23 protein-coding genes are annotated in these 26,990 nt (G+C 36.1%); all 23 read left to right on the top strand.

The window, feature by feature from the left end:
- Window positions 1–268 precede the first annotated feature (268 nt).
- The 23 genes from A9C19_RS11135 (at window position 269) to A9C19_RS11020 (ending at window position 26,803) form a co-directional block, all read left to right on the top strand.
- Entirely contained in the window at window positions 269–4,582 is a 4,314-nt protein-coding gene (locus tag A9C19_RS11135) for a PolC-type DNA polymerase III (RefSeq protein WP_072580016.1), read from the top strand.
- 337 nt (window positions 4,583–4,919) lie between these two features.
- Window positions 4,920–5,393 carry a ribosome maturation factor RimP gene (gene rimP, locus A9C19_RS11130; protein WP_072580015.1) on the top strand — a complete coding sequence of 158 codons (474 nt, stop codon included), beginning with the start codon at window positions 4,920–4,922 and terminating at the stop codon, window positions 5,391–5,393.
- Between the two features lie 513 nt (window positions 5,394–5,906).
- Window positions 5,907–7,040: a transcription termination factor NusA gene (gene nusA, locus A9C19_RS11120; RefSeq protein ID WP_072580013.1), complete on the top strand. Its 1,134-nt coding sequence runs from the start codon at window positions 5,907–5,909 to the stop codon at window positions 7,038–7,040.
- Between the two features lie 11 nt (window positions 7,041–7,051).
- Window positions 7,052–7,333, top strand: coding sequence for an RNase P modulator RnpM (gene rnpM, locus A9C19_RS11115; protein WP_072580012.1), 282 nt, complete (start codon window positions 7,052–7,054; stop codon window positions 7,331–7,333).
- A complete protein-coding gene (locus tag A9C19_RS11110) occupies window positions 7,330–7,632 on the top strand; it encodes a YlxQ family RNA-binding protein (RefSeq protein ID WP_072580011.1) in 303 nt (100 codons plus the stop codon). The genes rnpM and A9C19_RS11110 overlap by 4 nt, the downstream gene beginning before the upstream one ends.
- Before the next feature lie 19 nt (window positions 7,633–7,651).
- Window positions 7,652–9,844 (top strand): translation initiation factor IF-2, encoded by a 2,193-nt coding sequence (gene infB, locus A9C19_RS11105; protein ID WP_072580010.1) that lies wholly within the window; start codon window positions 7,652–7,654, stop codon window positions 9,842–9,844.
- Window positions 9,841–10,119, top strand: coding sequence for a DUF503 domain-containing protein (locus A9C19_RS11100; protein ID WP_072580009.1), 279 nt, complete (start codon window positions 9,841–9,843; stop codon window positions 10,117–10,119). Before infB ends, A9C19_RS11100 begins: the two co-directional genes overlap by 4 nt.
- A gap of 17 nt (window positions 10,120–10,136) precedes the next feature.
- Complete coding sequence (gene rbfA / locus A9C19_RS11095) at window positions 10,137–10,490, top strand: 30S ribosome-binding factor RbfA (protein ID WP_072580008.1); 354 nt, start codon at window positions 10,137–10,139, stop codon at window positions 10,488–10,490.
- A gap of 250 nt (window positions 10,491–10,740) precedes the next feature.
- Window positions 10,741–11,655: a tRNA pseudouridine(55) synthase TruB gene (gene truB / locus A9C19_RS11090; protein ID WP_072580007.1), complete on the top strand. Its 915-nt coding sequence runs from the start codon at window positions 10,741–10,743 to the stop codon at window positions 11,653–11,655.
- A gap of 36 nt (window positions 11,656–11,691) precedes the next feature.
- Complete coding sequence (ribF, locus tag A9C19_RS11085) at window positions 11,692–12,639, top strand: bifunctional riboflavin kinase/FAD synthetase (RefSeq protein WP_072580006.1); 948 nt, start codon at window positions 11,692–11,694, stop codon at window positions 12,637–12,639.
- A gap of 123 nt (window positions 12,640–12,762) precedes the next feature.
- Window positions 12,763–13,032, top strand: a complete 270-nt coding sequence (rpsO, locus tag A9C19_RS11080) for a 30S ribosomal protein S15 (protein ID WP_072580005.1) — start codon at window positions 12,763–12,765, stop codon at window positions 13,030–13,032.
- Between the two features lie 154 nt (window positions 13,033–13,186).
- Complete coding sequence (gene pnp, locus A9C19_RS11075; RefSeq protein ID WP_072580004.1) at window positions 13,187–15,307, top strand: polyribonucleotide nucleotidyltransferase; 2,121 nt, start codon at window positions 13,187–13,189, stop codon at window positions 15,305–15,307.
- Between the two features lie 533 nt (window positions 15,308–15,840).
- On the top strand, window positions 15,841–16,821 hold the full coding sequence (locus tag A9C19_RS11070) for a polysaccharide deacetylase family protein (protein WP_072580003.1): 981 nt from the start codon (window positions 15,841–15,843) through the stop codon (window positions 16,819–16,821).
- A 31-nt stretch (window positions 16,822–16,852) separates the two neighbouring features.
- Entirely contained in the window at window positions 16,853–18,091 is a 1,239-nt protein-coding gene (locus A9C19_RS11065) for a M16 family metallopeptidase (RefSeq protein WP_072580002.1), read from the top strand.
- A gap of 92 nt (window positions 18,092–18,183) precedes the next feature.
- Complete coding sequence (locus tag A9C19_RS11060) at window positions 18,184–18,444, top strand: YlmC/YmxH family sporulation protein (protein WP_072580001.1); 261 nt, start codon at window positions 18,184–18,186, stop codon at window positions 18,442–18,444.
- 266 nt (window positions 18,445–18,710) lie between these two features.
- Entirely contained in the window at window positions 18,711–19,613 is a 903-nt protein-coding gene (gene dpaA, locus A9C19_RS11055; protein WP_072580000.1) for a dipicolinic acid synthetase subunit A, read from the top strand.
- Window positions 19,610–20,212 carry a dipicolinate synthase subunit B gene (locus A9C19_RS11050; RefSeq protein ID WP_072579999.1) on the top strand — a complete coding sequence of 201 codons (603 nt, stop codon included), beginning with the start codon at window positions 19,610–19,612 and terminating at the stop codon, window positions 20,210–20,212. Before dpaA ends, A9C19_RS11050 begins: the two co-directional genes overlap by 4 nt.
- A gap of 122 nt (window positions 20,213–20,334) precedes the next feature.
- On the top strand, window positions 20,335–21,378 hold the full coding sequence (gene asd / locus A9C19_RS11045) for an aspartate-semialdehyde dehydrogenase (RefSeq protein WP_072579998.1): 1,044 nt from the start codon (window positions 20,335–20,337) through the stop codon (window positions 21,376–21,378).
- Window positions 21,379–21,447: 69 nt separating this feature from the next.
- The gene (gene dapG, locus A9C19_RS11040) at window positions 21,448–22,665 is read left to right on the top strand and encodes an aspartate kinase (RefSeq protein WP_072579997.1); all 1,218 of its coding nucleotides are present in this window, start codon (window positions 21,448–21,450) and stop codon (window positions 22,663–22,665) included.
- An 81-nt stretch (window positions 22,666–22,746) separates the two neighbouring features.
- The gene (dapA, locus tag A9C19_RS11035; RefSeq protein WP_072579996.1) at window positions 22,747–23,628 is read left to right on the top strand and encodes a 4-hydroxy-tetrahydrodipicolinate synthase; all 882 of its coding nucleotides are present in this window, start codon (window positions 22,747–22,749) and stop codon (window positions 23,626–23,628) included.
- Window positions 23,629–23,997: 369 nt separating this feature from the next.
- Window positions 23,998–25,659, top strand: coding sequence for a ribonuclease J (locus tag A9C19_RS11030; protein ID WP_072579995.1), 1,662 nt, complete (start codon window positions 23,998–24,000; stop codon window positions 25,657–25,659).
- A gap of 158 nt (window positions 25,660–25,817) precedes the next feature.
- Window positions 25,818–26,558 carry a ClpP family protease gene (locus A9C19_RS11025; RefSeq protein ID WP_072579994.1) on the top strand — a complete coding sequence of 247 codons (741 nt, stop codon included), beginning with the start codon at window positions 25,818–25,820 and terminating at the stop codon, window positions 26,556–26,558.
- A complete protein-coding gene (locus tag A9C19_RS11020; protein ID WP_072579993.1) occupies window positions 26,555–26,803 on the top strand; it encodes a YlzJ-like family protein in 249 nt (82 codons plus the stop codon). Before A9C19_RS11025 ends, A9C19_RS11020 begins: the two co-directional genes overlap by 4 nt.
- Window positions 26,804–26,990: the final 187 nt, after the last annotated feature.

Here is a 26,990-nt window from a genome sequence, read left to right as displayed (position 1 = left end):
TTAAACTAGATATATAAATAATTCAAAAAGAGGCTGACTTCAATTTGTAGACATTTTTAGCTTGTCTATCAATATGAGGCAGCCTCTTCGGCTGTGATAACTTAAGCACTATTCTGAATGCTAAATGATATGGGTGTTAGAACATGATTAAGCCTATATACATCTCATTATAATATTAGGTTAAAGGGAATTGAATTTTGTTCCTAATAAGGAGTAATAGATAATAAAGGAAAATCATGACCTCAGAAGAAAGAGGGGATTTAAGAGTATGAGTATGCAAACGAATCCTATAGAACGATTCCAACTACTGTTACAACAGATTAGGTTAACAGAAGATGCAGCAGTTGTTCATTTTAAAAATGGGTCAATTGCAAAATTAACTGTTCATAAGCTAACAAAAAAATGGCATTTTCACTTTCAATTTGAAAAGATTCTTCCATATAATGTATTTCAGCTTTTTCATACAAAACTTTCTAAGGCTTTTTCGCATATTGCAGATGTTTCATTTACGTATGAAACAGTCGATCAATCCTTTGATGAAAAGCTTGTTCAAGATTACTGGACCATTTGTATTCAACAAATGGATGGTATCTCACCTCCAATGCTAGCTCTATTAAATGAACAAAGTCCTTCGGTACAAGGAGTTAAAGTTCTAATAAAGACTAAAAATGATACAGAGGCTATGACAATTAAGCGAAAATATGCTTCTCTTATTCAAGAAAGCTTCCAGCAATTCGGCTTTCCAACCTTCCAAATTGATACCACGGTTGCTGTAAGTGAAGAGGAAATAAAAGAATTCCAAGCGAAGAAATTAGAAGAAGATAAACAAAGAGGATTACAAGCCTTTACAGATATGGAGAATGCGGAAAAAGAAGACGCGATGCAGCCTGAGCTTTCCGGCCCACTCACAATTGGTTATACCATTAAAGAGGATGAAGAAATTCGTTCTATGGCTTCAATTGAAGACGAAGAACGAAGAATTGCCATTCAAGGATATGTCTTTGATGCAGAAACGAAAGAACTTCGAAGCGGTAGGACGTTGTTAACCTTTAAAATTACAGATTATACAAGTTCTATCCTTGTTAAAATGTTTGCTAGAGACAAAGAAGATGCCTTTTTAGTCCAAGCTGTAAAAAAAGGAATGTGGTTAAAAGTAAGAGGTAGTATTCAAAATGATACATTTGTAAGAGACCTTGTCATGATTGCAAATGATATTAATGAAATGGCTCCACGAGAAAGAAAGGATAAAGCTCCTGACGATGAAAAACGTGTAGAGCTTCATTTACATTCTCCTATGAGTCAAATGGATGCTGTCACGTCTATTAGTAAATATGTTGAACAGGCAAAGAAGTGGGGACATAAAGCAATTGCCTTAACGGATCACGCTGTTGCTCAATCTTTTCCAGAGGCTTATTCAGCAGGTAAAAAGCATGGAGTGAAAATCCTTTATGGAGTTGAAATAAATCTTGTGGATGATGGAGTTCCAATTGCCTATAACAGTCAGCATCGTTATTTACCTGATGAAACCTATATCGTTTTTGACGTTGAGACAACTGGGTTATCAGCTGTTTATGATACGGTAATTGAATTGGCAGCTGTTAAGATTCAGAATGGTGAAATCGTCGATCGATTCGAGTCATTCGCCAATCCTCATCACCCTTTATCGGCAACTACAATAGATCTAACAGGAATTACAGATGATATGGTAAGGGATGCGCCAAATGTTGATGAAGTTCTACGGAAATTCAAGGACTGGATAGGTGATGATATTCTAGTTGCTCATAATGCCAGCTTCGATATGGGATTTTTAAATGTGGGATATAAGAAGCTTTTAGGAGAAGAAAAAGCGAAAAATCCAGTAATTGATACGCTTGAATTAGGTCGTTTCCTTTATCCTGAATTAAAAAACCATCGACTTAACACGTTATGTAAAAAGTTCGATATTGAATTAACACAGCATCACCGAGCAATTTACGATGCTGAAGCAACAGGTTATTTGTTAATTAAGATGCTTAAAGATGCTGCAGAAAAAGAAATTGAATACCATGATCAATTCAATGACAATATGGGAAAAGGAAATGCATATCAGCGTTCTAGACCATATCATGCGACTGTTCTTGCACAAAATGATGTCGGATTAAAGAATCTCTTTAAATTGGTATCTATTGCTCATATTTCTTATTTCTATAGAGTTCCTAGAATACCTAGGTCTCAATTGAACAAATATAGAGAGGGTCTTTTAATTGGTTCTGCCTGTGATAAGGGAGAAGTTTTTGAAGGAATGATGCAAAAGTCTCCTGAGGAAGTGGAAGAAATTGCTGCCTATTACGACTATTTAGAGGTACAACCTTTAGAGGTGTACCAACATTTAATTGAATTAGATTATATTCGTGATGAGATTGCCTTACAAGAAATTGTATCAAACATCGTTAAACTAGGTGAAAAATTAGATAAACCTGTCGTTGCTACAGGAAATGTTCATTATTTAAATCCTGTTGATAAAATTTATCGGAAAATATTAGTAAGTTCACAGGGTGGGGCAAATCCGCTAAATCGTCATGAGCTTCCAAATGTTCATTTTCGTACAACAGATGAAATGCTTTCGTGTTTTTCTTTTTTAGGAGAGGACATAGCAAAGCGAATTGTTGTTGAAAACACGAATTTAATTGCCGATTTAATAGAGGATATTAAACCGATTAAAGATGATCTGTATACACCGAAAATTGAAGGGGCAGACGATGAAATTCGAGAAATGAGTTATTCAAGAGCAAGAAGTATATACGGTGATAACTTGCCCGAGCTTGTTGAAGCCAGACTAGAGAAAGAATTAAAGAGTATCATCGGGCATGGATTTGCTGTTATTTATCTTATTTCTCATAAGCTTGTTAAAAAATCCTTAGATGATGGTTATCTAGTAGGTTCACGTGGTTCTGTAGGTTCTTCCTTCGTGGCGACTATGACAGAGATTACGGAGGTAAATCCTTTGCCGCCACACTATGTATGTCCTGATTGTCAGCACTCAGAATTTTTTAATGATGGTTCCGTTGGTTCGGGGTTTGACTTACCTAACAAGGATTGTCCTAATTGTGGTGCGAAGTATCAAAAGGATGGACATGATATACCGTTTGAAACGTTTCTTGGATTCAAAGGGGATAAAGTACCTGATATTGATTTGAACTTCTCAGGTGAATATCAACCAACCGCACATAATTACACTAAATTACTTTTTGGAGAAGAGTATGTGTATCGAGCCGGTACAATAGGGACAGTTGCGGAAAAAACAGCGTATGGTTATGTTAAAGGCTATGCAAATGATCACAATCTCATCTATAGAGGAGCAGAAGTTGACCGCTTAGTTCAAGGCTGTACAGGTGTAAAACGAACTACAGGTCAGCATCCTGGAGGAATAATAGTTGTCCCTGATTATATGGATATATTTGATTTTTCTCCTATCCAATTCCCTGCAGATGCTACGGGCTCAGAATGGAAGACAACTCATTTCGATTTCCATTCTATCCATGATAATCTTTTAAAACTTGATATCCTAGGCCATGATGATCCGACAGTTATCCGTATGCTACAGGACTTAAGTGGAATCGACCCTAAGACAATACCGACAGACGATCCTGAAGTAATGAAAATATTTAGTGGAACAGAATCACTAGGTGTAACAGAAGAACAAATTATGTGTAAAACTGGAACATTGGGAATACCTGAATTTGGAACACGATTTGTACGTCAAATGCTTGAGGATACGAAACCAACTACCTTCTCTGAATTAGTACAGATTTCAGGGCTATCACACGGAACAGATGTATGGCTTGGAAATGCTCAGGAATTAATTCATAATAACATTTGTACACTAAGTGAAGTAATTGGATGCCGTGATGATATTATGGTATATCTTATTTACCAAGGGCTTGAGCCATCTTTTGCATTTAAAATTATGGAATCGGTACGTAAAGGTAAAGGATTAACGGATGAAATGGAAGAGGAAATGAAAAAGCAAGAGGTTCCGGATTGGTATATTGATTCATGCTTAAAGATCAAATATATGTTCCCTAAAGCCCATGCAGCTGCTTATGTATTAATGGCTGTTAGAATTGCTTATTTTAAAGTTCATCACGCCCTTTTATATTATGCAGCCTATTTCACTGTTCGTGCCGATGACTTTGATATTGATACGATGGTAAAAGGTTCAACACCGATAAAAGCTAAGATAGAAGAGATTAACGCAAAAGGACTAGATGCAGCACCTAAAGAAAAAAGTTTGCTAACGGTTTTAGAATTAGCTTTAGAAATGTGTGAAAGAGGTTACTCTTTCCAAAAGGTAGATTTGTACCGTTCAGATGCCTCTGAGTTTATTATTGATGGTCATTCACTGATTCCACCATTCAACTCAATTCCAGGATTAGGTACAAATGCTGCAATTAATATTGTTAAAGCACGTGAAAATGGAGAGTTTCTATCTAAAGAAGACCTACAACAACGTGGTAAAGTATCAAAGACAATTATTGAGTACTTATCTAACCATGGTTGCTTGGATGAACTACCGGACCAAAATCAATTATCGCTATTTTAATTTATAATATGGGTTTTATAGTTTTACCAGTTTATGAATGCTTAACATGATTCTTAGGATAAATTTGCATAAAAATAGAGGTTATGTTATGCTTTTAATGGAAATGCTAACGATAAGCAGAGGAGAGAGAGTGGGGAAACCCGCTCTTTCGTATTGTATGGACCTCAATTCGGATAGTATAGTACATACTCATTCCCTGCTCAAAAGGCAGGGTTTTTCAGAATTTTTAAGCGTAAACAAATACTTCTATTCGAAATGTTTAGCTTAAGTGAGGTTTATCCCTCTTTAGCATTAGATGGATCATTTCACTTACGCTTTTCTTAGCAAGGAGGAAAAAATGAGTAAAAAAGTCACCGATATTGTAGAAGATTTAGTATCTCCCATTTTAGCAGATATGAAACTTGAATTAGTGGATATCGAATATGTAAAAGAAGGTGCAAATTGGTTTCTACGATTATTTATTGATTCAGAAAAAGGAATTGACATTGAAGAATGTGGAATCGTAAGTGAAAAAGTGAGTGAAAAGCTGGACGAGTTAGATCCTATTCAACACAATTATTTCTTAGAGGTTTCATCGCCAGGTGCTGAACGACCACTGAAGAAAGAATCAGATGTGATGAAGGCAATCGGAAAGCAAGTTCATGTCAAAACGTATGAACCGATTAATGGAGAGAAAGTATTTGAAGGAGAGTTAACGAATTTTGACGGTCAAACTCTTACTGTTACTGTAACAATAAAGACTAGAAAAAAACAAGTTGAAATTCCTTATGAGAAAGTAGCGAAAGCTAGATTAGCCGTTACTTTTAATTAATCTCTATTATAAGTTTTTTGAGGCTTTTTTCCTTTTTATTTAAGTGAGTAATGATTGGAGAGACTAACCTACAATGATCATTCATTGTAATCTGAGTTCTAGCTGAATGCTTAGCTTAAAGGCGTTACTGTTAAATGCTGTTTTTAGCAATTTGCTGATTGGTGCGGAAGGCATGAGACTTAATAAGTCACTTTGGTATAAAAGGCGTTGTTTGTATTCGATTCAAAAGTTGATTTTGGCTTTTGAAAAGGCGCTGGAGGTTGAAAAGAAACATGTCAAAGGGGGAACCATGGAGGAGAATATGCCGAGGGTGCTCCCAGACCGCTCTAGGAAGAAGAATTGCTTTTTGAAATCCAAGTTTAACAGAGCAATAAAAAGGAATGAATATGCCTTTTGTTATTATTTCTATTATTTCTTAATAGAGAGGTTACTTTTTCAAGCGTTACATTGTAACAGTAAAATGCTTAGAAAAATAATATGTATAGCTTATTTTTTAAGGGGGAAGCCGTTGAAATGAGTAGTGAATTATTAGATGCCTTAACGATTCTAGAGAAGGAAAAGGGCATTAGCAAGGAAATTATTATTGAAGCAATTGAAGCTGCCTTGATTTCAGCATATAAACGAAACTTTAATCAAGCACAAAACGTTCGTGTAGATCTAAATCGAGATACAGGAACAATGAAAGTATACGCAAGAAAAGACGTAGTGGATGAAGTTTATGATCCTCGATTAGAAATTTCTATTGCTGAAGCTCAAGGAATTAATCCTAATTATGTCGTTAATGACGTGATTGAAATGGAAGTAACTCCAAAAGACTTCGGTCGAATTGCAGCTCAAACGGCTAAGCAGGTTGTTACTCAAAGAGTACGTGAAGCAGAGCGTGGTGTAATCTATAGTGAATTTATCGATCGTGAAGAAGATATCATGACAGGAATTGTACAGCGTATTGATTCAAAATTCATCTATGTTAGCTTAGGGAAAATAGAAGCCCTTTTACCAGTAAGTGAGCAAATGCCTAATGAAACGTATCGTCCACACGATCGAATTAAGGTTTTCTTAACGAAGGTAGAAAAAACAACAAAAGGACCACAAATTTTTGTTTCTAGAACACATCCAGGTTTATTAAAACGTTTATTTGAAATGGAAGTACCTGAGATTTATGATGGAACAGTTGAAATCAAGTCTGTTTCTCGTGAAGCGGGAGACCGTTCTAAAATTTCAGTTCATTCTGATAACCCAGAAGTAGATCCTGTTGGTTCTTGCGTAGGTCCTAAAGGGCAACGTGTACAAACGATTGTAAATGAACTAAAAGGTGAAAAAATTGACATTGTACGATGGTCTCAAGATCCAGTTGAGTTCGTTGCCAATGCTTTAAGCCCTTCAAAGGTAGCTGAAGTACTTGTTAATGAAGAAGAGAAATCAACAACGGTTATTGTACCTGATTATCAACTTTCATTAGCAATTGGTAAACGTGGTCAAAATGCGCGTTTAGCTGCTAAATTAACGGGCTGGAAAATTGATATTAAAAGTGAATCTGACGCTGAACAGGCTGGGATTTATCCATTAGAAATAAATCGTTCTGAAACAGATTTATCTGATGATGAACCACTTTTGACAAGTTTTGATGATAGAGAGTTAAGTGAATAAGAGGTGTTCTCATGAGCAATCGCAAAATTCCTTTGCGTAAGTGTGTTGCAACAGGTGAGATGAAGTCAAAAAAAGAACTCGTCCGTGTTGTACGATCTAAAGAAGGCGATGTTTCAGTAGACCTAACAGGAAAGAAAAATGGTCGAGGTGCGTATATCACACTTGAAAAAGAATGCATTCTACAAGCTAAAAAGAAGAATATTCTTGCAAATCAATTGAAAACCAAAATTGAAGATTCCATCTATATGGAGCTTCTTCAATTAGCTGAGAAGGAGAACAACGAAGTAAGATGAATCAGCAGCAATGGACGTCCTTATTGGGCTTAGCAAATCGAGCACGAAAAGTAATTTCGGGAGAGGAACTTGTTGTAAAAGAAATTAGGCAACAACGAGCTAAGTTAGTTCTTCTTTCACAAGATGCATCTGCTAACACAACAAAGAAGGTAATGGATAAATGTAAGTTTTATCAGATCCCCTTTATTTTAGTTGAAGATCGCTATACGTTAGGTCATGCAATTGGGAAAGATGCAAGAGTTGTCGTGGCGATAAATGATGCAGGCTTTGCTGCAAAGTTAAAAACCTTGCTCGATTAATATTCTTGGGGGTGAACGCATGACAAAAATGCGAGTATATGAGTATGCGAAACAAACGAATGTATCAAGTAAAGCTATTATTTCTACTTTACAAGAATTAAATGTTGAAGTTAGTAACCATATGTCAACGATTGAAGACGATGTAATTGTCAAGCTAGACAAAAAATTCAAGGTTGAAACGAACAACCTAAACAAAACAAATGAATCGACAAAGAAACCGGGGAACCAAGTGAATACAAATCAAAATAATAATAAATCAGACAATATAAAAACAAATAACGGAGACAAACCTGCTAATAATAATAAGCAAGCTTCTCCAAACTCCAGCCGAGATAATAAAAAGCAAAACCACTCAAATAACAAACCTTCCAATCAAAATAAAGGGAAGAGAAATAACAATAACAAAAAACAAAAAGGTTCGTTCCAACAACAACAACCACCTAAGCCAAAAAAAGAACTACCTTCAAAAATTACATTTTCAGGTAGCTTAACAGTTGGAGAACTAGCTTCTGAGTTAGGAAAAGAACCATCTGAAATTATAAAAAAATTACTTTTACTAGGAACAATGGCTACGATTAACCAAGAGCTTGATAAGGATTCAATTGAGTTAATTGCTGGGGAATACGGTGTAGAAGTAGAAGAAGAAATCATTTTAGAAAAAACTGATTTTGATAAGTATGAAGAAGAGGACAAGGAAGAGGATTTAACAATCCGTCCAGCAGTTGTGACGATTATGGGACACGTTGACCATGGTAAAACAACACTTTTAGATTCTATTCGAAATACGAAAGTAACGGCAGGTGAGGCTGGAGGAATTACTCAGCACATCGGAGCTTACCAAATTGTATCCAATGATCAAAAAATCACATTCTTAGATACACCAGGACATGCTGCGTTTACAACAATGCGTGCTCGAGGTGCACAAGTGACAGATATTACGATTCTTGTTGTTGCGGCGGATGATGGTGTAATGCCACAAACTGTAGAGGCAATTAATCACGCTAAAGCAGCTGAAGTACCGATTATCGTAGCTGTAAATAAAGTTGATAAGCCTACTGCTAATCCGGATCGTGTAATGCAAGAATTAACAGAACATGGACTAGTACCAGAAGCATGGGGTGGGGAAACTATATTTGTACCTGTTTCAGCTTTAACTGGTCAAGGTCTTGATGAGCTAATTGAAATGATTCTTTTAGTTACTGAGGTCGAAGAGCTAAAAGCAAATCCGAATCGTCGAGCTACAGGTACTGTTATTGAAGCTCAATTAGACAAAGGTCGTGGATCAGTTGCAACACTTCTTGTTCAAAATGGTACCTTACGGGTAGGAGATCCTATCGTAGTGGGAAATACATTTGGACGTGTACGTGCGATGGTTAATGACCTTGGTCGACGTGTGAAAGAAGCTGGCCCATCAACACCTGTTGAAATTACTGGTCTAAACGATGTTCCATTAGCTGGCGACCAATTTATGGTCTTTGGAGATGAAAAATCAGCTCGTCAAGTCGGTGAAGCAAGAGCACAAAAACAATTAGATGCACAACGTAGTGAAGGATCTAAGCTAAGCCTAGATGATCTCTTTGAACAAATTAAACTAGGTGATATCAAAGACATTAATTTAATTGTAAAAGCAGATGTTCAAGGTTCTGTTGAAGCTTTAGCAGCGGCTTTACAAAAAATTGATGTTGAAGGTGTACGAGTGAAAATCATTCATACAGGTGTAGGTGCAATTACTGAATCGGACATTATCCTTGCGGCAGCATCAAATGCTATTGTCATTGGTTTTAATGTGCGTCCAGATGCAGGTGCAAAGAAAACGGCGGATGTTGAAAATGTTGATATTCGTTTACACCGTATTATTTATAAGGTAATAGAAGAAATTGAATCAGCTATGAAAGGTATGCTTGACCCTGAATTTGAAGAAAAAGTAATTGGTCAAGTGGAAGTACGTACTACCTTTAAAGTGTCTAAAATTGGTACAATTGCGGGTTCTTATGTAACGGAAGGTAAGATTACTCGTGACAGTGGCATACGTTTAATTCGTGATGGAATTGTTATCTTTGAAGGTGAAATTGATGCGTTAAAACGTTTTAAAGATGATGTAAAAGAAGTAGCAAGAAACTACGAATGTGGTATTACAATTAAGAACTTTAACGATGTAAAAGAAGGCGACATCATTGAAGCCTATGTGATGGAGGAAATTGAACGTAAATGATTGGATACGCTAATTGCGAATTCATCCTATACGACACACAATCCTTAAAAGAAAAAAGAGCTGTATTACAGCGAGTTCTTACAAGAACGAAACAAAAATTTAACGTGTCAGTCTCAGAAATAGACTTTCAAGACTCATGGCAACGAACTAAAATAGGTTTCGTAGCTATAAGCTCTTCAAAAGTACAGACAGAACGAGAATTAAATAATACACTAAAATTTCTTGATTCATTTCCTGAGATAGAACGTACATTAACATCGTATGAATGGTTTTAAATGAAGAGGTGATTGACATGAGCTTAAGAGCAAACCGTGTCGGAGAGCAAATGAAGAAAGAGCTAGGCGATATTATTGGCCGTAAGATTAAAGACCCACGCATTGGATTTGTTACAGTAACAGATGTTAGTGTATCTGGTGATTTGCAAATCGCAAAAGTGTATATCTCAGTTCTTGGAGATGAAGAACAAAGAGAAAATACACTTAAAGGGCTAGCGAAAGCTAAAGGGTTTATCCGTTCTGAAATAGGGCAGCGAATTCGCTTACGCAAAACTCCAGAAATACAATTTGAATTTGATGAATCAATTGATTATGGTAATCGAATTGAGACACTTATTCATGAGTTAAATGCTCAAAATAAGGAGGATTAACTCCTTTTTAGGGATAGACTTCTTTGTCTATCCCTTTTTGATTTAGTCTAGATTATAGTTTGAACGTGATGTTTTACTCGGAATTAATTGAAATAAAAGGCAAGAAAGCTCGAGTAGTGGCATCTTTTCAACAGAAACTTGTACCTTTTTATGATTACACTGTCCTAATCATAAGGTACGTTAGTAACAACCTACTAAGCAATAAGGTTACACTTGACATTAAGAAAAATGGACGAAAAGGAGAGTTAATATGGAAGGTGTTCTTTTACTAAATAAGCCAGCAGGTATGACTTCTCATGACTGTGTGGCTAAAATGAGAAAATTGGCTAAAACGAAAAAAGTGGGTCATACCGGTACCCTAGATCCGGATGTGACTGGAGTGCTTCCACTGTGTCTGGGAAGAGCTACGAAAATTGTGGAATATTTAACAGCTTCTCATAAAACGTATGAAGCAGAGGTAACGATCGGTTTCTCAACAACAACTGAAGATGCTTCTGGAGAGATAGTAGACAGTAAAAAAGTAGAAGGCGAGCTTGTGCCGACTCAAGTAAATGAAGTATTAAGTTCATTGGAAGGGACAATTGAACAAACTCCTCCAATGTATTCTGCTGTTAAAATCAATGGCAAAAAATTATATGAATATGCTAGGGCAGGTATAGAAGTTGAACGACCTACAAGGAAGATTACGATTAATGAATGTAAGCTGATTAGTGATATAAATAATAGTAAGGGATTGTCAACATTTCGTTTCAGAGTGACGTGCTCAAAAGGCACGTATGTAAGAACTCTCGCTGTGATGATTGGAGAAAAACTTGGTTATCCGGCACATATGTCACATTTAATTCGAACAAAATCAGGACAATTTTCACTTGAAGAATGTTTAACATTTGAAGAAGTAGAACAAATAGTAGAACAAAATCAGTTACAAGGACAATTAATATCAATTGGTGAAGCATTAAATGATTTGCCGAAACTAATTATACATGATACGCTAGCAGAGAAAGTGAGAAATGGGGCAGTGTTAGACTTGCCAAGCGACTATCATACAACAAATGTTGGGGAGCCAATTGCAATTTATAACGAAAAAAATGAATGTTTGGCAATATATACGAAGCACCCATCCAAAAGTCACTTAATGAAGCCAATTAAGGTTCTGATGATTTAAGGAACAAGCGATAAGCGAGAAAAAGGTGAATTGACTTTGAAATTAATTAAACTGTCTCATCCACATCATTTTGATAAAAGAAATTTTGAAGAAATGGTCATGGCTTTGGGCTATTTTGATGGTGTTCATAAAGGTCATCAAGAAGTCATATTAAGAGCGAAAGAAACGGCAGCTAGTTTGGGTATAAAAAGTGCGGTAATGACTTTTCATCCACACCCACAGGTCGTTTTAAGAAAACAATCAACCATCGACTATATAACTCCACTAGAAGACAAAATTATGTTGATAGAAAATTTAGAGGTTGATTATCTCTTTGTAGTTGAGTTTTCATTAGAATTTGCTGCACTTTTACCACAGCAGTTCGTTGATGAGTTTATTATTAAGCTCAATGTAAAGCATGTGGTTGCAGGCTTTGACTTTACTTACGGACATCTTGGTAAAGGAACGATGGAAACATTACCATTTCATTCAAGAGAACAATTCTTACATACAACTGTCGAAAAACAAACAGATCATGATCGTAAAATTAGTTCAACATTAATTAGAGAAGTTATTAGAAGTGGAGATATGGATTATGCCGTTAATCTATTAGGAAGACCTTATTCGATATCTGGACTTGTTGCACACGGTGAGAAGCGGGGCAGAACAATTGGCTTTCCTACAGCCAATATAGAGGTTGGACCTGATTACTTAGTGCCTCCTACGGGTGTTTACGCAATAAAGGTACTTTATAAAGGTCATTCCTACGAGGGTGTATGCAATATTGGGTATAAGCCAACATTTCATCATGAAAAGGCAGCAAAGCCAAGTGTCGAAGTACACATCTTCGAGTTTAATGAGGAAATATATGGTGATACTATTACTGTTTATTGGTATAAACGAATAAGAAGTGAACAAAAATTCAGTCATGTTGAAGAACTTATTAAGCAAATTCATCGAGACAAAGAGGCTGCGCTTAATTTCTTTGAAAAAAACCTAGTATAAACCTTGCAATTTTCAATGAAAAATAGTATTCTAATACTCGTAGCTTAAAACCATTGCTTGGCAACACGATTCACCAACGTATGCTCGGTAATAGGTGTTTTGTAAATTAAGGAGGTGAAAAGGATGGCTATCACACAAGAACGTAAAAACGAACTTATTGAACAATACAGAACTCATGAGTCTGATACAGGATCACCAGAAGTTCAAATTGCTATCCTTACAGAGGACATCAATAACTTAAATGATCACTTACGTACTCACAAGAAAGACCACCATTCTCGTCGCGGTCTTTTGAAAATGGTAGGTAAACGTCGTAATCTTTTAACGTACCTACGTAATAAAGACGTAACTCGCTACCGTGAATTAATCAACAAGCTTGGTTTACGTCGATAAGTTTTAAAAAGCGGGATTTTTCCCGCTTTTTTAGTGTATTTAAATTTTGTTATTACTTTTTGTAGTTTATATATAAATGTCATAGATATGTTCAATTTAAATGGTTCATACTAATACATATTGTAATTAAAATAGAGAAGGAGTTTTTACATATATGGGACAAGACAAACAACAGTTTTCCATAGACTGGGCTGGTCGAAATCTTACCGTTGAAATTGGACAATTAGCGAAGCAAGCGAATGGTGCAGTACTTATTAGATATGGTGATACAGCAGTTTTAAGTACCGCTACTGCATCAAAAGATCCAAAACCTTTAGATTTCTTTCCACTAACAGTTAATTATGAAGAGCGTTTATATGCAGTTGGTAAAATACCAGGGGGATTCATTAAGAGAGAGGGACGCCCAAGTGAAAAGGCAATATTGGCAAGTCGCTTAATTGACCGCCCTATTCGTCCATTATTTGCAGATGGATTCCGTAATGAAGTTCAAGTTATTAGCATTGTAATGAGTGTTGATCAAAATTGCTCATCAGAAATGGCTGCAATGTTTGGTTCATCGCTTGCATTATGTGTTTCTGATATACCTTTTGAAGGTCCTATCGCAGGTGTTACAGTTGGTCGTATTAATGATGAATTTGTTATCAATCCTACGGTAGAACAAACTGAACAAAGTGATATACATTTAGTAGTCGCTGGTACAAAAGATGCGATTAACATGGTAGAAGCAGGTGCTGAAGAAGTTCCTGAGGAAACAATGTTAGAAGCAATCATGTTTGGTCACAACGAAATCAAACGACTTATTGAATTCCAAGAAGAAATTGCAGCAGCAGTTGGCAAACAAAAGAAAGAAATTGAATTGTTTGAGTTAGACGCTGACCTTGAAAAAGAAATTCGAGTAATGGCAGAAAAAGATTTACTTGATGCTATTCAAGTTCAAGAAAAGCACGCACGTGAAGCAGCTATTACCGATGTGAAAAATGCAGTAATTGCTGAATATGAAAATAAAGAAGCAGATGAAGCAACACTAAAACAAGTTAAACAAATTCTTTCTAAATTAGTGAAAGCAGAAGTACGTCGCTTAATTACGGAAGAAAAAGTAAGACCTGATGGACGTGGAGTGGATGAAATTCGTCCATTATCTTCAGAAATAGGCTTATTATCAAGAACTCACGGTTCCGGATTGTTTACACGTGGTCAAACTCAAGCATTAAGCATATGTACATTAGGTGCCTTAGGGGACGTACAAATCTTAGATGGACTGGGTATTGAAGAATCGAAAAGATTTATGCATCATTACAATTTTCCGCAATTTAGTGTAGGTGAGACAGGGCCTATGAGAGGACCAGGTCGTCGTGAAATCGGACATGGAGCATTAGGTGAAAGAGCACTTGAACCAATCATTCCCTCTGAGAAGGATTTCCCTTATACTATTCGTCTCGTATCAGAGGTACTTGAATCAAATGGCTCAACTTCGCAGGCAAGTATTTGTGCGAGTACTTTAGCAATGATGGATGCAGGTGTACCGATTAAAGCTCCAGTTGCAGGTATTGCAATGGGCTTAGTAAAATCAGGTGAACATTATACTGTATTAACTGATATTCAGGGAATGGAAGATGCCTTAGGGGATATGGACTTTAAGGTTGCTGGAACGGCGAAAGGTGTAACAGCACTGCAAATGGATATCAAAATTGATGGATTATCACGTGAAATCTTAGAAGAAGCTCTTCAACAAGCTAAAAAAGGTCGTATTGAAATTTTAAACTCTATGTTAGCAACGATCTCAACACCAAAAGAGGAATTATCAGCATATGCTCCAAAAATCTTAACTATGGCTATTAATCCAGACAAAATAAGAGATGTTATTGGACCAAGTGGAAAGCAAATTAATAAAATTATTGAAGAAACAGGCGTGAAAATTGATATTGAGCAAGATGGTACAGTGTTTATTTCATCTGTTAATGAAGAGATGAACCAAAAAGCGAAGAAAATTATTGAAGATATTGTTCGTGAAGTAGTCGTTGGACAAATGTATTTAGGTAAAGTAAAACGAGTTGAAAAGTTCGGGGCATTTGTTGAGATCTTTAATGGAAAAGACGGTTTAGTTCATATTTCGGAATTAGCAGAAGAACGCGTAGGTAAAGTAGAAGATGTTGTTGCGATTGGTGATGAAATTTTAGTGAAAGTAACTGAAATCGATAAGCAAGGTCGCGTGAACTTATCAAGAAAAGCCGTTCTTAAAGAGCAAAAAGAAAAACAAGAAGAACAAAAAAGCTAATAAATGAAGGCCGGATTATCCGGGCTTCTTTTTCGGTTTTATCGTTTGTTAAGTTATGGCTATTGTTGATGAGTAAGGTTAATTTTTTTGCTCTTTGTTGGTTGGAGTCATGAAACTTCTGGGGGAAAAGAGTGTCAATGGGAGGTCCCATAGGTGGTTGCGCCGATAAGGCTCTCGGTCTCTAAGAAAACTTGCTTTTTGAAAAAGTCGGTAGTTTGGATTTTTCAATCCTTACGGTGGAAAGCGAATGCCTATAATGGTAATCAGGAATACATGTAACTTATAAAAAAACCATTTCTTAGTTAAATAATCATAAATTGTGAATGATTGTTTGCCTATAACCGTAATAAGTACTATTCTATTAGTACGGCTTTATGTTATCCATTCATAAATGTAGAGAAAAAATGTCTTTATTGTCTGCTGAGTAAAAAAGAATGGTTTATTAGATAACGAATCTATACATAATGCTAAGTAATTATCTGTTCTACCTTGTCCCCTATTTACATATTTTTTAGTAAAAAGGGGGATATTGAATGCAAAGGAAATTAATTCATTTATTTGGGTTTCTTTTAATTTTGACGATAAGCATTGGTTTCATAGAAAATCCATTTACGTCTTCTTTTGTTGACCAGATGAAAGATTCTGATGTAACGGTTATTAAGAAACAGGATCCACTCTATGAGGAAATTATTGAAAAGGCGAAAGAATATCAAGTACCAGCAGTTAATGCTGAAATACATAAGGTTTGGAAGGCAACACCTGGCTATAATGGGTTACAAGTAGATGTTGAAGCTTCCTATAAAAAAATGCAGGCTAAAGGAACTTTTAATAAAGATTTACTTGTTTTTCGTCAAGTCAAACCATCCATCCATTTTGAGGATCTTGAAGCTTCACCAATGTATCGTGGAAATCCGGATAAACCAATGGTCTCTTTTCTTATCAATGTTGCGTGGGGGAATGAATATATACCTGATATGTTAGAAACGCTTAACAAATATCATGTCAAAGCCACTTTCTTTTTGGAAGGGAGATGGGCGAAGGAAAACCCCGATATGGCCAAAATGATTGTAGAAGCTGGTCATGAGGTAGGCAATCATTCTTACTCACATCCTGATATGAGCAAGTTATCTGCAGCTGACATAAGAGAACAACTTTCAAAGACGAATGATGTTTTAAAATCAGTTACAGACACTACGCCAACATGGTTTGCACCACCAAGTGGAAGTATGAGGGATGAAGTTGTGACTATTGCTGATGAAATGCAGATGAAGACGGTTATGTGGAGCGTGGATACAATAGATTGGCAAAGACCAGAGCCACATGTATTAGTAGAAAGGGTAATGAGCAAGGTTCATAACGGAGCGCTAATTTTAATGCACCCTACTTCATCGACGTCTGAAAGTTTAGAGACATTAATTATATCTATTAGAAATAAAGGTTACTCTTTTGGTTCATTGTCCATGATGATTAATGAAGAAAGATTATCCACAACTAATACTAAGAGCGATAACTAAAGTAGAAGCATCGTTTTAAGGAGGAGCAATTTTGATAAAAAAATATACCTGCCAAAATGGAGTAAGAATCGTATTAGAAAACATTCCAACAGTTCGCTCTGTTGCAATCGGAGTATGGATTGGAACAGGATCAAGAAACGAGCATGAAAAGAATAACGGAATTTCTCACTTCCTTGAGCATATGTTTTTCAAAGGAACAAAAACAAGAACAGCACGAGAAATTGCTGAATCGTTTGACAGTATTGGTGGTCAAGTCAATGCGTTTACTTCAAAAGAATACACGTGTTACTATGCAAAGGTTTTAGATGACCACGCTCAATACGCGCTTGATGTATTGGCTGATATGTTCTTTCATTCTACATTTGATGAAGAAGAACTACAAAAAGAAAAGAATGTTGTTTATGAAGAAATAAAGATGTATGAAGACACTCCTGATGATATCGTCCATGATATTTTAAGTAGAGCTACTTATGATAAGCATCCACTTGGATACCCTATTTTAGGAACGGAAGAAATTCTATCCACTTTTAATGGAGATACGTTAAGAGAGTACATGAATTCACATTATACGCCTGATAATGTCGTTATTTCAGTAGCTGGTAATGTTTCAGAAGCATTTATTAACGAAGTTGAAAAGCTTTTCGGCTCTTATGAAACTGGTTCTGAAAAAAGAACTTTTGAAAAACCTGAATTTAATGTACAGAAATTAGCCCGTCAAAAGGATACAGAACAGGCTCATTTATGCATTGGTTTTAACGGTCTAGAAGTAGGCCATGAAGATATCTACAGTTTGATCGTACTAAATAATATCTTAGGTGGAAGTATGAGCAGTCGTTTGTTCCAGGATGTCCGTGAACAAAAAGGCCTTGCTTATTCCGTTTTTTCTTATCATTCATCTTATGCTGATAACGGTTTGCTAACAATATATGGTGGTACAGGAAGTAATCAATTAAACATGCTATTCGATACCATTCAGGATACGTTAACAACATTAAAAGCAGATGGGATAACTTCTAAAGAATTAGCAAATAGCAAGGAGCAAATGAAGGGAAGCTTAATGCTAAGTTTAGAAAGTACTAATAGCAGAATGAGCCGTAACGGAAAGAATGAACTTTTACTTAGTCGCCATCGTTCTATGGATTCCATTATTGAAAGTATTAATGAAGTCAGTGAAGAAAGTGTAAACACTTTAGCTAATCAATTGTTTACTGATTCGTATTCTGTTGCGTTAATTAGTCCTGATGGACAATTACCAACTAAGCTTCAATAACATGTAAAAAGCGTAAAAATGCCTACAATATTTAAATTTGTAGGCATTTTTTTATGGACTAAATCGATATGATGTAATAAGGGGGAATAAAAATGAGGCTAAGTGAATTAAGCGGCAAAGAAATTGTTGATGTGAAACGCGCAGAGCGATTAGGGGTTTTAGGTCAGACAGATTTAGAAATCAATGAGCAAACAGGACAAATAACAACACTCATTATCCCATCTTTAAAATGGTTTGGATTAAGAAAGCAAGGTGAAGAAATACGTGTACCTTGGCAACATATTAAAAAGATTGGCACGGATATGATTATTTTAGACATTCCAGATGAACAAATCGAACAAATTGAATCATAGGAGAAAAGCGATTGGTGCTAGCCAATCGTTTTTTCTTTGAGCTTTTCTTAAAAAAGTGTCCTTTACAAAATAAGTTTTTCAAAGAAACCATCGACAATTTATAAACACACCTAATCTAAACCTCTTCTTTAAAATGAACGAAGACGTTTTTCCCACTGTTTATTCACCCATAACGCTTTTTCTACATAGTATGTTGAAGTAAGTTATCTAAGATCTTTAACCGAAATTCGACATATACATTGCCAAAAGAGAAGGTGAAAACCAATATGTTAACAGGATTAAATATAGCTGTAATAGGTGGCGATGCACGTCAGCTAGAAGTTATCCGAAAATTAACTGAACTTGATGCGAAACTGTCTCTTGTAGGATTTGATCAACTTGATCATGGATTTACAGGTGCAACAAAAGTAAACATTGATGAAGTTCAATTCGAAGAAGTAGATTCCATTATTCTCCCGATTCCAGGTACTGATCAAGAAGGTACCGTTGATACAGTTTTTTCAAATATAGAAGTGAAATTAACAGAAGATCTATTAATGAGAACACCGGATCATTGCGTAATTTTTTCAGGAATTACGAATGACTACTTAAACAACTTAGTTCAAAATACTAACCGAAAATTAATTCAATTATTCAATAGAGATGATGTAGCAATCTATAACTCAATTCCAACTGTTGAAGGTACGATTATGATGGTCATACAACACACAGACATTACAATACACGGTTCCAATGTGGCGGTACTTGGACTTGGAAGAGTTGGAATGAGTGTTGCCAGAACTTTTGCTTCATTAGGTGCTAAGGTGAAAGTAGGTGCCAGAGATTCCGCACATTTAGCAAGAATTACGGAGATGGGGCTAACACCATTTCATTTAAGTGAGCTTGAACAAGAATCAAAGGACGTTGATGTTTGTATCAACACAATTCCACATTTGATTGTAACGTCAAAAGTTATTTCAAACATGCCAGCTCACACTTTAATTGTGGACTTAGCTTCAAAGCCTGGGGGAACTGATTTCAGGTATGCAGAAAAAAGAGGGATAAAAGCACTTCTAGCACCAGGTCTACCAGGTATTGTTGCTCCAAAGACAGCAGGGCAAATTGTTGCAAATGTCTTAACTCAATTATTGGAAGAGGTTAAGAATGAAGGAAAGGGGCTATCATCATGAAATTAAAAGGAAAAAGAATTGGTTTTGGGATTACAGGTTCTCATTGTACGTATGAAGAGGTATATCCTCAAATAAAATCGTTATTAGATGAAGGTGCAGAGGTAGTGCCGGTTGTTTCAAGTACAGTAAAACATACAACAACGCGCTTCGGAGTAGCTGGAGAGTGGGTTGAAAAAGTTGAGCAATTGACTGGTAATAAAGTTGTTGACTCTATCGTTGAAGCAGAACCTCTAGGACCAAAGCGCCCTCTTGATTGTATGGTTATCGCTCCTTTAACAGGAAATTCAATGAGTAAATTCGCAAATGCTCAAACAGATAACCCAGTATTAATGGCTGCAAAGGCTACTTTACGAACACATCGTCCAGTTGTATTAGGGATTTCAACGAACGATGCTCTTGGACTAAATGGTGTCAATTTGATGCGCCTAATGGCAACAAAGGATATTTATTTTATTCCATTTGGGCAAGATATGCCAGATAAAAAACCTAATTCCATGGTAGCAAGAATGGATAATTTATTAGATACAGTCCTTGCTGCATTGGTAGGAAAGCAGTATCAACCAGTTATTGTTGAAAAATTCAGAGATCTAGAGAGTTAATTTACCTATTTAATTAAAATAAATAAATTTATCAATCAATTCAGTAAGGATTATGATAGAATAATACGTAAAAGATTTGAAGCTATATTGATTAATTATGTAGCTGGAAGGAGATATAGGTAATGGAAGCAAGAGGGTATCATGTAGCAGTGGTTGGAGCAACTGGAGCAGTAGGACAACAAATGCTTAAAACACTAGAGAGTCGTAACTTTCCTATTTCAAAATTAACGTTACTTTCTTCAGAGCGATCTGCAGGAAAGAAGGTAATCTATAAAAATCAAGAATATACAGTTCAAGTAGCAACTCCAGACAGCTTTGAAGGGGTACAGATTGCACTATTTAGTGCAGGTGGAAACGTATCAAAGGCGTTAGCTCCTGAAGCTGTCAAGAGAGGTGCCATTGTAGTCGATAACACGAGTGCCTACCGCATGGATGAAAATGTACCGTTAGTCGTACCAGAAGTTAACGAAGCTGCAATTAAGGACCATAAAGGAATTATAGCAAACCCAAACTGTTCTACGATTCAAATGGTTGTTGCGCTTGAACCATTAAGACAACAGTACGGTTTAAGTAAGGTAATTGTCTCAACTTATCAAGCTGTTTCAGGGGCTGGAGCTGCAGCAATAAATGAACTTAAGCAACAATCACAAGCTATATTAAATGGTGAATCTTTTACTCCTGAAGTGTTACCTGTAAAAGGTGATGAAAAACATTATCAAATTGCCTTTAATGCTGTACCTCAGATCGATAAATTCCAAGAAAATGGATTTACATTTGAGGAAATGAAGATGATCAATGAAACTAAAAAGATCATGAGTATGCCGGAATTACAAGTAGCAGCTACTTGTGTCCGATTACCTGTTGAAACAGGACATTCTGAATCTGTATACGTTGAGATTGAAAATCATGAAGTAACAACAGACCAATTAAAACAATTGTTAAAAGACTCGGATGGAGTAACGCTTCAAGACGATCCTTCACAACAAATATATCCTATGCCTGCAGATTGTGTTGGAAAAAATGATGTGTTTGTTGGTAGAATTCGTAAAGACTTAGACCGTGCTAATGGATTCCATATGTGGATTGTTTCTGATAACCTTTTAAAGGGTGCAGCATGGAATTCCGTTCAAATTGCGGAAAGTTTAGTTAAGCTCCAACTAGTTTAAATCTTATTTGAGGAGAGAGCAGAGGTTAATCTGGCTCTCTTCTCTCACGTCTATATAGAGGTGTTCAATTTGAAAATTATTGTACAAAAATTCGGTGGAACTTCCGTTAGAAATAATGATGGGCGCCAGCAGGCGTTCAAACATATTCATTCTGCATTAGATGAGGGGTATAAAGTAGTAGTTGTTGTTTCTGCAATGGGGCGAAAAGGAGACCCATATGCAACTGACACATTAATTGACCTCCTATATGGTGGAGTGAAAAACATTTCGAATCGTGAACAGGATATGTTGCTTTCATGTGGTGAAGCTATTTCCTCTATTGTTTTTTCGAGTATGTTAAATGACCAAAAAATCCGAGCAACTTCATTAACAGGAGCTCAGGCAGGATTTGTTACAAATGACGAGCATACAAACGCAAAAATACTTGAAATGAAATGTGACCGCCTAACAGAAATGTTAAAGGAATATGATGTCGTTGTAGTTGCGGGTTTTCAAGGTGCAGCCACTTCAACTGGGGATATAACTACAATAGGTAGAGGAGGCAGTGATACTTCTGCAGCAGCTCTAGGTGCAGCATTAGGCGCAGAATTTGTCGACATTTTTACAGATGTAGAGGGTGTTATGACTGCTGATCCAAGAATCGTTGAAAATGCTAAGCCTCTATCTAAAGTAACATATACAGAAATTGTGAATCTTGCCTACCAAGGAGCAAAGGTAATTCATCCTAGAGCGGTTGAAATAGCAATGCAAGCAGAAGTTCCTTTGAGAGTAAGATCAACTTATTCAAATACTTCGGGAACATTAGTAACGTCTAATAACTCCTCAAATAGAGGAAGTGATGTTCATGAACACTTAATAACAGGAATTGCACACGTTTCAAATGTTACTCAAATAAAGGTGGTTGCCAAGGAAGGGCAATATGGTGTGCAAACAGAAGTTTTTAAAGCGATGGCTAAAGATGGAATAAGTGTTGATTTCTTTAATATTACACCTAAATCTGTTATCTATACGGTTTCTGATCATGTGACAGACCGAGCTGTTGAAATACTTGAGGAGCTTGGTTATTCACCAATAATCACTAGAAATTGTGCAAAGGTATCAACGGTTGGTGCAGCAATAATGGGTGTTCCAGGAGTTACTGCAAAAATTGTTACTGCGTTATCAGAACAGGGTATATCAATCCTACAATCTGCAGATAGTCATACAACGATTTGGGTATTAGTTAAAGAAGAGGACATGATAAAAGCGGTAAATGCTTTACATGAAGCGTTCAATCTATCAAAATAGAGATAATAATACTGGTTACATGTATTTATAAACATGTTGCTATAGTATAGAAGATAGAGTGCAACAAAAGGAGTGAAGGTAATGGGTAGTCATTTTGGTAAACTTTCAACAGCGATGGTGACTCCGTTTGATAAAAACGGAAATATTGATTTTCAAAAAACATCAACTTTAATTGAGTATTTGTTAAATAATGGAACAGATTCATTGGTTGTAGCCGGGACTACTGGTGAATCCCCTACTTTAAGTACAGAAGAAAAAATTGCTTTAATTAAGTATACAGTTAAAGAAGTGAATGGTAGAGTCCCTGTTATTGCAGGAACTGGAAGTAATAATACTGCAGCTTCAATTAAGCTTACTAAACTAGCTGAAGAAGCTGGTGTAGATGCTGTCATGTTAGTTACTCCATACTACAATAAACCAAGTCAAGAAGGAATGTATCAGCATTTTAAAGCAATTGCTGAATCAACAAGTCTTCCAGTTATGCTTTATAATATTCCTGGTCGAAGTGTTGTAAATATGTCCGTAGATACAATTGTTCGTCTATCTGAGCTTCCTAATGTGGTTGCTATTAAGGAAGCTAGTGGAGATTTAGATGCGATGGCGGAGATTATTTCAAGAACGTCGAATGATTTTCTCCTTTATTCAGGTGATGATGGGTTAACGATCCCTGTGTTATCAATTGGTGGAGTAGGTGTAGTATCAGTTGCTTCACATGTAATTGGAGTAGAAATGCAAGAGATGATCACGGACTTCTTAAGTGGTGAGCATGGTAAAGCAGCTGAGCAGCATAGAAAATTATTACCAATAATGAAACAATTATTTGCTGTACCAAATCCAGGTCCTGTTAAAACAGCTCTACAAGTTAAAGGTCTAGATGTTGGTTCTGTTCGATTACCACTTCTACCGCTAACTAGTGAAGAACGGAATCAATTAATTGAAGTGATTTCTTTCAACTCGAACTAAAGGTATAGAAGATTAAAGTGAAAAGAAAGAGGTTGGGACAGAAGTGCCTGGCAGCTTATCGTAACAACTATATGTACGCACTGATTTAGCTAGTGCCTACAATAGATTGGATCGGTGGGTGCCTGGTTCCTTGTTTTGTTCCAGCCTCTTTTCTATTTATAGAATTTCTTTCATTCAGTACTTTTTTAACTTCAATAGATGAAATAAATCGAAGAGTCCCATTTCTGATAAAGTTTACTAAATATTATAGTAAAAAGCTTGTTAGAACATTATACGGAGAAAATTACCTTGTATTCCATTTCTTTCATCATGTATAATATTTCTAAGTGACGTTGAACGGGTACTTCAGTGGGGAGGATTTTTGAAATCATGGAAAAGACAGAAAAAATTAAATTAATCGCTTTAGGCGGTGTTGGAGAAGTCGGTAAAAACATGTTTGTTGTTGAAATTAATTCAGATATATTTGTCGTTGATTCTGGATTAATGTATCCCGAGGATGAAATGCTTGGAATAGATATGGTTATTCCCGATATTACTTATTTAAAAGAAAATAGAGAACGTGTAAAGGGGATTTTCCTTACACATGGTCATGATGAAAGCATTGGTGGTATTTTTAATTTACTTCACCATATTCAAGTTCCAATCTATGGGACAAAGTTAACATTAGCATTGGTAGGAGAAAAGCTGAAAGAAAATCGAATGAAACAAACAGTACTTGTTAAAGAAATCACTAACGAAACCGTTTTGAATTTTGAACATACAGAAGTGACATTCTTTAGGACAAATCATAGTATACCGGATTCTGTAGGCATAAGTTTTGCTACAACAATGGGAGCAATCGTTCATACAGGTGATTTTAAATTTGATCAAACACCTGTAGGAGAAAATTTTAGCGATGTTGGAAAAATTGCGACTATTGGTGATAAAGGAGTATTATGCCTTCTATCTGATAGTATAAATGCTGAAAAACCAGGTCATTCTGGATCAGAAGCGATTGTTGGAGAAGAGATATCAGATGTTATGTATAATGCTGAGGGAAGGGTTATTGTCGCTGTATATGCTTCTAACCTTCACAGAATACAACAAGTCATTAATGCAGCAGTAAAGAATAACAGAAAACTAGCAGTTGTCGGGAAAAATATGAGAAATATTCTTAATCTTGCTATAAGTCTAGGATATATCGATGTCGAGGATGAATTGTTCATTTCTATCAACGAAATAAATAACTTTGGATCTAAAGAAGTGGCAATTTTAACGACAAGTAATCATGGCGAGCCTCTTGCTGTTTTGTCTAGAATGGCAAAACAATCACATAAACAAGTTAATATTCTTAAAGGAGATACAATTCTAATCTCGGCAACCCCGATACCTGGCAATGAATTGGTTTTCTCGAGAACGATTGACTTACTTTGTAGAGCTGGTGCAAATGTTGTATTTGGTCAAAAACAAGTACATGTCTCTGGTCATGGTCATCAAGAAGAGCTTAAAATGATGTTGAATTTGACAAAGCCTAAATATTTCATCCCAGTTCATGGTGAATTTAAAATGCAAAAAGCTCATGCTAAGCTTGCACAGCAGGTAGGTTTGAGCGAAAAGAATATTTTTTTAGTTGATAAAGGTGAGGTAGTAGAATTTAAAGGTGAGGCGGTTTATACAGGAGGTAAAGTTCCTTCAGGTAATGTTTTAATTGACGGATTAGGAATTGGAGATGTCGGAAACATTGTATTAAGAGACCGTCGCTTATTATCGCAGGATGGAATTTTAATTGTAGTAGTTACGCTGGATAAGAAAAGAAAGAAAATTACCTCGGGTCCTGAGATCATCACAAGAGGTTTTGTATACGTGCGTGAATCAGAACAGCTTATTACACAAGCAACTAAGGTTGTTTCAGATATCGTGGAAAAAAGTATGAATGAGCAATCAATTGAATGGTCAGCGATAAAGCTGAATATAAGAGAAGCGTTAAATCAATTTTTATATGAAAAAACGAAGCGTAGACCAATGATTTTGCCTATCATTATGGAAATATAATTTTCAAAATAACGATTAAGTATGAAAAGACCCTTGATGAGTATATATCATTTTTACAAGAGACGGACAAGCACGTTATGTTCGCCTCTTTTTCTTTTGCATGAAAATAATCTGCTTGTTAATACTATCAGTAGAATGAAGCAGAAAGGATGACGTACATGACGAATCATGATAACTACATACAAAGCCAAAATGAGGAGCCTGAAAAACAAGAAGGTAAGGAAGCTTCAATTGTGGAGAAAATTCAGCAACTTGGTCAAACGAGTGTTCCTCAGATGGGTAATGATTCAAAAATTCATTGCTTAACAATAGTAGGTCAGATTGAAGGGCATATTCAGTTACCACCACAAAATAAGACGACTAAATATGAACATGTGATTCCTCAAATAGTCGCTATTGAACAGAATCCTAAAATAGAAGGATTGTTAGTTATTTTAAATACAGTAGGAGGAGATGTAGAAGCAGGTTTAGCGATAGCTGAAATGCTGTCTTCCTTATCAAAACCCACTGTATCTATTGTTTTAGGCGGAGGACATTCAATAGGTGTTCCAATTGCGGTTTCATGTGATCACTCATATATTGCTGAGACAGCTACTATGACTATACACCCAGTGCGTTTAACAGGGCTTGTTATTGGTGTCCCACAAACATTTGAATACTTAGACAAAATGCAGGAAAGAGTTATTAATTTTGTAACAAAGAATTCAAACATTACTGAAGAGAAGTTTAAAGAACTAATGCTTTCTAAAGGAAATTTAACTCGCGATATAGGAACCAATGTTGTCGGGAAAGATGCAGTTGAGTATGGCTTGATTGATGAAGTAGGCGGAGTTGGTCAAGCAATTCAAAAGCTTAATAGCATGCTCGAAAATAAGGATGAGGAAAAGATGTTACAATGATACACTATACGATGATGCCACCTGAATTAATTTATCCAACTAATGATCGTGACTACCAAAAACAATCCGTAGTAGAAGTTGATGGGGTCCAACTACTCGTACAAGAAACGAGTGAAGCACAACTTGAAATTATTAGAGTACTAAGCAGTGATCCCAATCATTTTCTTAATGCAGGGCTTTGTCCAGGACAAAAAATTACGATGTCTCTTTCATCCAATCAAGTGAATTATGGTATAATAAGCTAGAATCTATGGCAGCCTCAATTGTTGGCTGCTTTCTTCTTTTTTACCTGTTTTTGTTTCATTCATCCCTTAGGCTATTCATTATGAATTCTAGAAAATAGCGTCATCATTCTTACGATGTATGGAAGTAAGTAAAAAAAGAGCCATTCTATCTGCTCATAGAGGTAAACTTTGTAGCCAGGGGGATAAT

Origin of the sequence: Bacillus weihaiensis, assembly GCF_001889165.1 — a bacterium.
Taxonomy (GTDB): Bacteria; Bacillota; Bacilli; order Bacillales; family Bacillaceae; genus Metabacillus; species Metabacillus weihaiensis.
This window is presented reverse-complemented; position numbering and strand designations above follow the sequence as displayed.